Here is a 10,177-nt window from a genome sequence, read left to right as displayed (position 1 = left end):
CGCATCGACGACCTACCGTAGGTCTCTTTTTCTGCCTCCCAATAGCTTCGGCTGAAGAGCACTTATCCACTACCTACGAGCCTAGCAAAAGGATCTTCATCGATGATTTGGAAAATAAAAAGAATATCACTAGGTTTGCGGTAGAGATCTGTCCCTATGGGGATCCCAACGCACCCCAAGGACATTGCTCTCCCTGAGAGAGCCGGAGTACAACGGGAGCCTAGCGCCCGAAAACAAGATCTCTACTGAGTTCCTTCGACGACGACACTTGGCTAGCATCCCCCACACCCCTAGCCTCGTCCGAACTTCGACATAACGCTCGAGACGAAAGCGGAGCTCTTGGACACCTCATCTCCCCCTACGAGGGAATGAGCCTGCTGTGAACAAGACCCTCATCCGCACCCGCTCAGACAAGTAGCACACGACGGCCCCGTACGCTACCGCCCTTCCCTCTGGTGGAGCCCTGCCACTATGAAGGACAGACCAGACGCCCTCGCGAAGGCTCTTAGCAAGCCCTCGCCCACCAGCACGCCCCCACGCTTGGTCTGTCTTCTCCGCTCCTACCTTCCAAGAGATCTGCATCCTCCTTCGTCAGAGCATTTCCCCTACCTATACACCCCTTCTCCTACAAAACCGGAGAGGTAGCGCAACCCTTCTACCCAGACCTACCACCTCCCAAGTCTCATCCTTGGGAGCCTAAAAGACATAGATTCTTATGGGACAGAGAACAGATGACCTCAGCACACTCATCCCGATCAAAGGGATCAGTAACGCCATGAAGAAGAAGCTCGCCAGCGACTGTGGTATCCATGATATCTCTGGCTTGCTCCTCAATGGGCGCACTGTAGCTGCTCGAGCCGATATAGCAGCGAAACTTCAGACTAAATCACAGTACGTGACCAACTGGGTCAAGCAGGCCGACCTCTGGCGAGTGCCTAGTATGACCACGGATTTAGCCTTCGTGCTCACCCTGGTGGGCGTACGCTGTACCTATGACCTTGCTAAGGTCGATACCCACAAGCTACGACAGGCTATCGACCCGATCTTCACGATCTATCCAGACTTCGACAACCCTGGTGATGACGTCCTACTCGGCGTCGTCCTCCAGGCCTTCCGCCTCTTCCCTCCTGCCAAGAGGGAGGCATGGATGCCCATAGACACCGCCTTCCACAAGGCCTACGAGCTCCTTAGTAAAGCAAACTTCTCGACCCCTACTCTCATCCGAGAGGAGGATGAGAAGCAGACGCTACTGAACGAAGCGAGAGAGCTACTCGGTGGCATCATTCAGCAGGCATGGTGGCTACAGCCTAGCGGGGAAGAGGAGCGCACGAACTTCCGTATAGAGTTCGATGGTGAGGACCTCAAGGAGCCCGTCCATCTCTTCCGAGAGAAGAGGATCATCCCGAAGGTCAAGACCGAATCGGAGATCATCACCGAAGGGCTCCTTGCCCTGCTCAACGTAGATATGAGCCTCCCGCTACCACGCACCATCATGGGAGCGGTCAAGATGCGGGGTGAGCAGCAATCCTCCGGTGACACACCCAGCCCACAGGCAGATATCCTCGTTCGGATCGAAGGGATAGCTAGCCCCACGGACAAGAAGCCAGAGAAGAACGAAGACCCCAGCAGTCTGACCGATGGCGAGGGGAAGTTCGTCATCACCCTACCCGACCGATACAACCTACAGGAGAAGATCACCTTCACCCTCACACAGGGGGGATATAAGCAGACCTTCGTACGTATGGCTTCAGAGATCCTGGAGCGGGTATTCATACCAGGACGCAAGGATCCTAAAGATCCGAACGATCCAAACAAGCGCCTCTATGCAAACGAACTCCTTGAGCTCCTAGCCAAGCTTGACTCGGTCAACAAGGAGATCTTCGCAGACAAGCAGATCATCGATGCCTATGAGCAGCTACAGCACCTAGAGCGGGAAGAGTTCGCTGGGGGCGGAAGCTCCAGTGGCGAACCCTCCGGCTACTACTCTACCGAGGAGTTTGAGAAGAAGTACAAACCCGAGGAAGTCAAGAAGCATAAGGAGAAGAAGGAAGAGGAGCGCCGTGACCTGCTGAAGATGATATTCGGTGTGGACTTCCCCGCTAAGATGGCTACGAAGAGCCTCAGCGATCTCTTCTCTCGCACCGACCTGTGCGTCGACCTAGGAGACCTTATCCTCAGTGAAAAGATCTTCAAGGGCTTCCACGACGATAAGCCCCGAGTCCTACCGAGCGTGAAGCTCATGGGTGAGGGAGATGATGCGATACGCCTCCCGACAGATACCGCCCCCTCTCGTATGTTCACCTACTCGATGCTTCAGCGTCTGGTAGAGCCGACGATCTCCAATCCCTCCAAGGGACAAGCCATGGAGCGAGTCAAGCTACAGCGCCCCATCGACGCTATGAGCTACAAGAGGAGCATGGCAGAGAATGCCCATGCTATCCCACAAGCCTCTTCGCTGGGGATCGGCTATGTGCTCAATATGCATCAGGCGTGGGTACCCGATGGCTTTGCTCTGGGCACCCTGCTCTACTCCACCGTCCTTGCCCCAGGCGAAGAGCAGCGCCTCATCGTCCGGGAGCGCAATCAGTCCTATTCGCTCAGCGACGTATCTGAGGGGAGTGACTCCGTACGTGACCGCTACGGCTCTTCGCAGGTAGACGATACCAGTGCAGCGTACAACTATGCGATCAACCAGATGTCGGCCGGTGATAGCCAATCGGCCTTCCGCACCTCGAGCACCTCTGTAGGAGGGAGCTTAGGCTTCAGTCTCTTCGGGGTAAGTGTCGGGGCGAGTGTCGGGCATTCCTCCTCAAGAGGATCTGCCAGCTCTTCGGCACGGCAGAGCAATGCCGCTCATGAGACCTCCTCGGCAGCCCAGCGCTTCCAGCACTTCATCACCAGCGCTTCGGAGCGTCTCTCCCAAGCACGCAGAGTCAGCATCTCCTCGGCCACGGGCAGTGAGACCGATTCGGTAGCCACACGCATCATCGCCAATCACAACCACTCCCATGCTATGACGATCCAGTACTGGGAAGTGATGCGCCGCTACCGTCTGGAGACCTGTATCGATGGAGTGGATCTTGTGCTCTTCGTACCGATGAGCCTCATACCCTTCCTCCCCGAAGGTCAGCGGTTCTACCTTGACAACTTTGCCCACACCGAGTTCACGAGGGAGCACTTCAAGACGCGCTACGACACCCTACTTCGCTACTTCGACATGCTCCACTACCGGCTCCCCTACCGCTATAGGGCGGGGCTAGAGCTTCTCCAGCGCTATGCCTCCTATCCGATGTGGAAGATGGAGCGGATCGACTCACAGTCCACGGGGCGTACCCTCCTACTGACCCTCAAGGGGAAGTTCCTACCCTGCGACAATATCTCTGTGACCCTTCAGCTGAAGAACAACAAGGGAAGCATCATAGGCGAGGCTGTAGGCTTTAGCTCGAAGGGACAGTCCCTAGCCGATCTCATCCAGGATCAAGGCATCAAGCAACGGTCTGAGATCGACACCTATCTCCGTGGGCTACGCAGTCAACTCCCCACGGAAGAGATCAGCTATAGCTTCAGCCTGCCAGCGAGTGTGACCGACGAAGATCTCAGTCGCATCCGCATCGAGAATAACCCCTCGCCGCTGAAGTACCAGCTGGCTCATGACTACGAGATCGATCACACCAAGGGTAAGCTCCTCGTCGCCGACTCCAGCTGGATGGAGCATAACACTAAGGCGGTGATCAACTACCTCGATCGGCTAGACGACCTCTATAAGGACGACGATAAGATCAGGAAGGATATCCGCCGCCTGAATCACTACTACCAAGGGCTCCCCGACAACTTCATCGTCAACGAACTACAGCACGGCGCTACGCTCTCGCCACAGACCATCGTACAGCTCTCACCCGTCGTACTCCTCTCGTGCAGTGTCAGCGACGGCAGTGCAGGCTCGCCCAAGAGCTCAGGGCTCTCCTCGAATAGACTCCAGTACAATGCCGTCTACATCGAGCTGTCGCAGTCGATCCCCATCCTCAAGCTAGCGGACCTGCAGCGCATCGAAGCGACCCTCCAGCATGTAGCTACCGAGACGATGCACTACTCCCAGTGTGTCTGGGCTTCGCTCAGTGACAACGAGCGTGTCCTCATGCTCGATCAGTACACGGTAGAGATGGACTTCCAGAGGAGCCAGTACTACGCTAAACCCGACAAACAGGCGGCAGGAGGCAAGAAGACCGATGAGGTCAAGGTGCCCCTCTTGAACTGTATCAACGTCAAGAAAATGCTGGGCTTCTACGGCAACTGTATGATATTCCCCTTCACCTATCCCGAGGAGCTGGCGGAGAAGCTAGGCAAGACATCTGCCGAGGTACAGGAATCGCTCTACCGCTACCATACCTCCTGCTTCCGAGTCCCAAGCACCTCGATCTCTCTACCTACAGAAGGGATGATCGGTGAGGCCGTCCTCGGCGAAACGAATGTCAGCGAAGAGATCGATCTGACTCGCTTCTGGAACTGGAAGGATTCGCCCATCGACTCCATGCCTATTGGTCCGGAAGCCCTCTCTCAGCACGACCTGCTGGCAGACAAGAAGACCAAGGACATCAGCGCTCTAGGGCTCACAGGAGCTACCGCTCCGACGGCAGTCACAGCACCTGAGATCCTGAAGGCACTCACCAGCAGACCTGCTCCTACCTTCGCCGACATCACGGCGGCCAACGCTACAGCACAGCTTCTCCAGCAGACGGGTGTAGCCAATACCAATGCTCAGGCCAATATGGTCACGCAGAATGCGGAGATCGTGAAGAAGGCCCTAGAGTATCAGATGAAGAAGCTCGAGACAGAAGCCGAAGCACGCAAGCAGGAGCGTGAGGCTGAGAAGGCCAAGGCCAAGGAAGCGGAAAAGAAGGAGACTCCCGAAGCTCCCAAACCCGACGAAAAGGGAGAGGGCGACAAGAGCAAGGGTAAAGGCTCCGCTACTCCTCCCTCTGAGACCAAGCCCAACGAAAAGGGAGAGGACGGCAAGAACGAGGGGAAGGGCCCTGCGACTCCTCCCGCTGAGACTAAGCCCGACGAACCGAAGACTGACCCAGGCACTGCGATCCCTCCCTCCACAGGCAAGGGCGATCGCTATGACCAGCAACGGAAGGCCATCGCAGGCATTCACATCAAGATCGACGAACTGGGCTTCACCGGTCTCTCCGACGAGGACACCCAGGGCATCAAGTGTCGCTTCTTCTCCGCCGTCTCTGGCGGAGATGATCGGCTCAAGCACTTCGCCGAATACAAGCGACTACGGGAGCTCTATGGAGACGACATAGTGAGGGTGGCAGCCGCCTACTGTACCCACTATGGCTTCTACTCTTGGGAGCAGGCCGAGAAGTATGGCACGATGATCAAGGAGCAACTCGCCAAGCTCAACAAGGCGAAAGCCGAAGCTCCCAAGTCTCCTAAGTAGCCCTACCTACGATCACACAGGACTAATAAACACGAAGAGATATGTCAAGCACCATCGAAGCAGTCGTCCTGAAGCTCCTCGAGCAGGAGTCTTCAGACGAGATACTAGAGCTCAAGAAGGCGATCCTCAGGCGTATCGCCTCAGAGACGGAGATCGTCCCGCCCCGAGTGCCTGCCCCGCAGAGCATCACCGAGATCGGCGGCTATATCAATCTCCTTCGCAAGAGCGGACGAAAAGATAAGAACGGGGACTGCGATGAGCAGATGCTCCTCCAGTTCCTAGCATCTACATTAGGTTTACCTCGACCGTCGAACGGATAGTCGCCGAAGGATAAGGAAAAGCCTTGGCTAAGTAGATCGTCCTCTATCGCAAGATGAAGAGCAGGGTGTGCACACGATCGGAGCCCCTAGCGATGATAGACAGGTTCGACTCCTGTCACTGCTCTATTGGCCTAGGGGGCCGGAGGAGATGTAGCCGCATCAGATGTACTTAGCCGCTGGCCGGAAGGCCAGCACCAAGCAGATCCTAGCGAGGACTTCAGGAAGCTGTGGTCGGAAGACGACAGCGGAATGAGGCATGATGAGCTGGGCTACCCTCTCGAACCTGTGTAGCGATACGTCGAGGGAGGCACGAAGTCTCCCCACAGGAAGGCGCCTTGAACGGAATGGGTATTCGGCTAAGAGTACCAAGACGTACGTGAGTCGTCAGTACATAGAGAAGGGCTGCGAGGGCTACGGTCATGTGGCGGTCTGTGCAAGCAGAGCGTCTGTCCAGAGGATACTGCGCTGGGACGATCCTTGAAGCCTGAGCATCGGACGCTTAGACACCAGCTGGAGTCGCTCCAGCAGCGTCTAAGGTCGGTGCGACTTGGGCCGTCGGTGCATAGTTTACGCGAACGGCGAGCCCACGAGATGAAGAGTAGAGAGACGGACCGGACTCCTAGTCCAAGACAAGTCTAAGGCCTCCCCGGGAACGGGCGAAGAGCTTTGGCTGCACTCTAGCTAAGAGCTGAGAGGGCAGGTCGAAAGCCTTCACCGGAGACGAGTGGAGCGACTTAGGCAAGTCTGGGGGCGAAGAGCCGAAGGGACGGATCAAAGCTCCGATCTTGTGGAAGCGAGCAGGATGGGGTTGGATTCCCCAGCACCAGCGACCCATCTAAGGGCATGAGGTAAATCAGGGAGGCAGTCCTACGGGGCTGCCTCCCTTCATTTTGGGCGGAGCAAAAGGAGGGTGAAGAAGGGGCGTATCGGAGGGGTACTTCAAGGAGCCCCAAAACAGACCTACTGTGGGTCGGCGACCCACGGTAGGTCGCAAGACGACCTACAGTAGGTTTTTTCGACGACCTACGGTAGGTCGTTTTTTACCCCCTCCCAAACGCCCATTCTAAGCGGGATGTAGCGCCCCCTTCTTCGGCGCAAAATCATCGCTTCAAAAACAGCGGAGGGAAAGCCTCCAGAAGTCCTGATCTTCGCTCCCCCATTTTAGGGGAAGGAATAGCAAGGCACGCCCCAAGGAGAAACGCCTCGACTGCGGGGCTAAATCCTAGGGAGTCACGCCTGATCGTGAGGCGTGAGCGTAGAGAGAAGAAGCGGGAAAATTCAGCGAATCGCTACCTGCGATTGCGAGGGTGGAAGTGCTCGATCTGCTCACGGAGCTTCGAGCGATCGATGTGGGTATAGATCTCGGTCGTAGCGATGTCTTCGTGCCCGAGCATGAGCTGGATGGCTTGGAGATTAGCCCCCCCTTCGAGCAGAGCCGTGGCGAAGCTGTGGCGGAAGGTATGGGGGCTGATCGTCTTAGTGATGCCAGCCATCTGGGCAGCTTCACGGATGAGGACGAAGACGGTGATGCGTGAGATGGCCTTGCCCAGACGGCTGAGGAAGACATAGTTCTCCTGTCCTCGGCGAGGAGTGGCACGGTCGGGATCGGCCAGATAGCGGGTGAGTTCGTGCACAGCAGCTTCGCTCAGCGGGACAAGCCTCTGCTTACTTCCCTTGCCCTGGACACGCAGGTAACCTTCGTCGAGGAAGAGGTCGGGGAAGGTGAGGTGACACAGCTCGCTCACCCGTAGACCACAGCTGAAGAGCACCTCGATGATGGCCCGATTGCGCTGGCCTTCGACCCCACCTTTGCTCCCTGCCGACTCGATGATCCGGTCGATCTCTTCGGTAGTGAGCACTGTGGGCAGGTAGCGCCCTTTGCGGGGTACCTCCAGCAGAGCCGTGGGGTCAGTCTCTATATAGCCCTCCAGGAGGAGATAGCGCCCGAAGGAGCGGATCCCCGAGATGATGCGGGAGACCGACGTGGGGCTGATGCCCAGATCGTGTAGGGTGGCGATGAAGTGCTGGAGTCGTGGATAGTCGACCTCCTCCATCTGGATCCCTTCGGAGTCGAGATAGCTCAGGAGCTTATCGACATCGGAGAGGTAGGCTTCGCAGGTGTTGGCAGAGAGGTTCAGTTCGAAGCGAAGATAGGAGAGGAATTGCGTGCGAATATCGGAGGGCAACATCACGAAAGTGAGAATTTTAAATTATCTTTGCAAAGGTAAGATAAGCAGACAAAAAGAATACCCCCCAGCAACGATCAAATGTGGATAGAGATCATCAACGGCCCTAACCTACACAGGCTAGGGAAGCGTGAGCCAGGTATCTACGGCACCGTGTCGATGGACTCCTGCCTAGAGACGCTCCACCAGCTGTATGATGATCGTCTGAGACTGACTTACTTCCAGTCGAACCACGAGGGGGCCCTTATCGATCGGCTCTATGAGAGCCAAGATGCCGGCGTAGATGCCTTCGTCCTCAATGCAGGTGCCTACACCCATACCTCCCTCGCTCTAGCCGATGCGCTCAGAGCTATCACTCCCCCCACCATCGAAGTCCATATCTCCAACGTCTATCAGCGTGAAGAGCTCCGCCAGCATTCGCTCCTCTCGAGCGCCTGTCAGGGGGGCATCGTCGGCTTCGGCATGGATGGCTATCGCCTAGCTATAGAGGCGATCCTCGGGGGCGCTTCACCCAACAGATAGTTTATTACCCTAATAGGAATTATGAAGAAAACAAAGATTGTAGCTACTATCTCGGATCTACGCTGCGACGTAGATTTCATCCGTCCGCTCGTAGAGGCTGGTGTCAATGTCGTCCGTATGAACACCGCCCACATGACTAAGGAAGGGATCACCACGGTCATCAACAACACCCGTGCCGTCTCGCCTAGTGTCGCCGTCCTGCTGGATACCAAGGGCCCAGAAGTACGTACGACGGTCCTCGAAGGAGATGCTGAAGTCAAGCGTGAGTTCCACGCCGGTGACCAGGTCATCTTCCAGGCTAACCCCGAGGCTAAGACCAACAACGAAGTCATCAATGTCAACTACGTGAACTTCGTACACGACGTACCCGTAGGTGCTCGTATCCTCCTCGACGATGGTGCGCTGGCCTTCGACGTAGTCAAGAAGGAAGACGACAAGCTCCACACCGTATGTCAGAACAACGGGAAGCTCGGTAGCCGCAAGAGCGTCAACGTACCTGGCGTACGTATCGACCTGCCCTCTCTGACCGAGAAGGACCGCAACAACATCCTCCACTCTATCCCCCAGAAGATCGAGTTCATCGCACACTCTTTCGTCCGCAACAAGAAGGATATCGAAGAGATCCAGGCGATCCTCGACGAGCACAACAGCGATATCAAGATCATCGCTAAGATCGAGAACCAGGAAGGGGTAGACAACATCGATGAGATCATCGACTCCTGCTACGGTATCATGATCGCTCGTGGTGACCTCGCTATCGAAGTCCCCGCTGAGAAGGTCCCCTCCATCCAGCGCATGATCATCAAGAAGTGTATCGCTGCTAAGCGCCCCGTCATCGTGGCTACGCAGATGCTTCACACGATGATCGACAATCCTCTGCCTACTCGTGCTGAAGTCAGCGACATCGCTAACGCTGTCTACTACCGCACGGACGCTGTGATGCTCTCTGGCGAAACGGCTAACGGTAAGTACCCACTCGAGGCTGTCAAGACCATGGCCAGCATCATCCGCGAAGCAGAGACGACTCTGGAGCGTGAGTACTCTAACGAAGTTCCTTACTCTAAGGAAGTCAGCACCACGACTGCCTTCCTCTCCAAGCAGGCTGTACGTAGCGTCGACCAGATCGACACCGAAGCCATCATCACCGATAGCTTCACGGGTCGTACGGCTCGCTACCTCTCTTCCTTCCGTGCTACCGTACCCGTCTGCGCTATCTGCTACGACGCTACGCTCGCTCGCCGTCTCTCCCTGAGCTACGGTGTCACCGCACACTACGCCGAAGATGCTTCTTGCTCCAAGAGCCGTCTTGCTGCAGGTATCCAGAGCTTCATCAAGGATGGCATCCTCTCCCCTGAGACTCAGGTAGCTTACATGAGTGGTACGGTCGGTCAGACCGGTGCAGCTCACACGCTCGAGATCGACACCGTCCAGGAAGTTCTCGCTAAGCACACGAAGTAAGGCTTCCGCCCTTACTCTCGACTCTCCGAAGGGAGGCCCCTCGATAAGGTAACTTATCCTGGGGTCTCCCTTCCTTTGTGTCCACACCGCTAGAAGTAGGAGAAGCACGCCACACAGCGAGGCGGAAGTTCACTGCACTTCGAGGGGGCGACTCGCACCCTTTTAGAAGCCTTCTCCCGAGGGCTGCAGCACCGCCCTCCGAAGAGCCCAAAATGCGACCTACGGTAGGTCGTCGAAAAAACCTA

Annotated in this window: 5 protein-coding genes; 4 read left to right on the top strand and 1 reads right to left on the bottom strand. The window is 56.4% G+C overall.

Features of this window, described 5'->3' with window-relative positions; translation table 11 throughout:
* Positions 1-715 precede the first annotated feature (715 nt).
* Both HMPREF1556_RS07090 and HMPREF1556_RS07085 read left to right on the top strand, forming a co-directional pair.
* On the top strand, positions 716-5,446 hold the full coding sequence (locus HMPREF1556_RS07090; protein ID WP_021667729.1) for a DUF4332 domain-containing protein: 4,731 nt from the start codon (positions 716-718) through the stop codon (positions 5,444-5,446).
* Positions 5,447-5,487: 41 nt separating this feature from the next.
* Positions 5,488-5,766 (top strand): hypothetical protein, encoded by a 279-nt coding sequence (locus HMPREF1556_RS07085; RefSeq protein ID WP_021667728.1) that lies wholly within the window; start codon positions 5,488-5,490, stop codon positions 5,764-5,766.
* Positions 5,767-7,055: 1,289 nt separating this feature from the next.
* On the opposite strand, the gene HMPREF1556_RS07080 is transcribed toward HMPREF1556_RS07085, so the two are convergent.
* A complete protein-coding gene (locus tag HMPREF1556_RS07080) occupies positions 7,056-7,955 on the bottom strand; it encodes a site-specific tyrosine recombinase (protein ID WP_021667725.1) in 900 nt (299 codons plus the stop codon).
* Between the two features lie 78 nt (positions 7,956-8,033).
* Between HMPREF1556_RS07080 and HMPREF1556_RS07075 the strand changes: the two genes are divergently transcribed.
* Together HMPREF1556_RS07075 and pyk are read left to right on the top strand one after the other, a co-directional pair.
* Positions 8,034-8,474, top strand: a complete 441-nt coding sequence (locus HMPREF1556_RS07075) for a type II 3-dehydroquinate dehydratase (protein ID WP_021667724.1) — start codon at positions 8,034-8,036, stop codon at positions 8,472-8,474.
* Positions 8,475-8,495: 21 nt separating this feature from the next.
* Positions 8,496-9,932 (top strand): pyruvate kinase, encoded by a 1,437-nt coding sequence (gene pyk / locus HMPREF1556_RS07070; protein WP_021667723.1) that lies wholly within the window; start codon positions 8,496-8,498, stop codon positions 9,930-9,932.
* The last annotated feature ends 245 nt before the right edge of the window (positions 9,933-10,177 follow it).

This window comes from Porphyromonas sp. oral taxon 278 str. W7784 (assembly GCF_000467855.2).
In the GTDB taxonomy this organism is placed as follows: Bacteria; Bacteroidota; Bacteroidia; order Bacteroidales; family Porphyromonadaceae; genus Porphyromonas.
This window is presented reverse-complemented; position numbering and strand designations above follow the sequence as displayed.

Bases quoted from the DNA above. Each gene is read 5' to 3' on its own strand.
- HMPREF1556_RS07090 (WP_021667729.1), top strand. From the start codon at position 716: ATGGGACAGAGAACAGATGACCTCAGCACACTCATCCCGATCAAAGGG.
- HMPREF1556_RS07085 (WP_021667728.1), top strand. From the start codon at position 5,488: ATGTCAAGCACCATCGAAGCAGTCGTCCTGAAGCTCCTCGAGCAGGAG.
- HMPREF1556_RS07080 (WP_021667725.1), bottom strand. From the start codon at position 7,955: ATGTTGCCCTCCGATATTCGCACGCAATTCCTCTCCTATCTTCGCTTC.
- HMPREF1556_RS07075 (WP_021667724.1), top strand. From the start codon at position 8,034: ATGTGGATAGAGATCATCAACGGCCCTAACCTACACAGGCTAGGGAAG.
- pyk (WP_021667723.1), top strand. From the start codon at position 8,496: ATGAAGAAAACAAAGATTGTAGCTACTATCTCGGATCTACGCTGCGAC.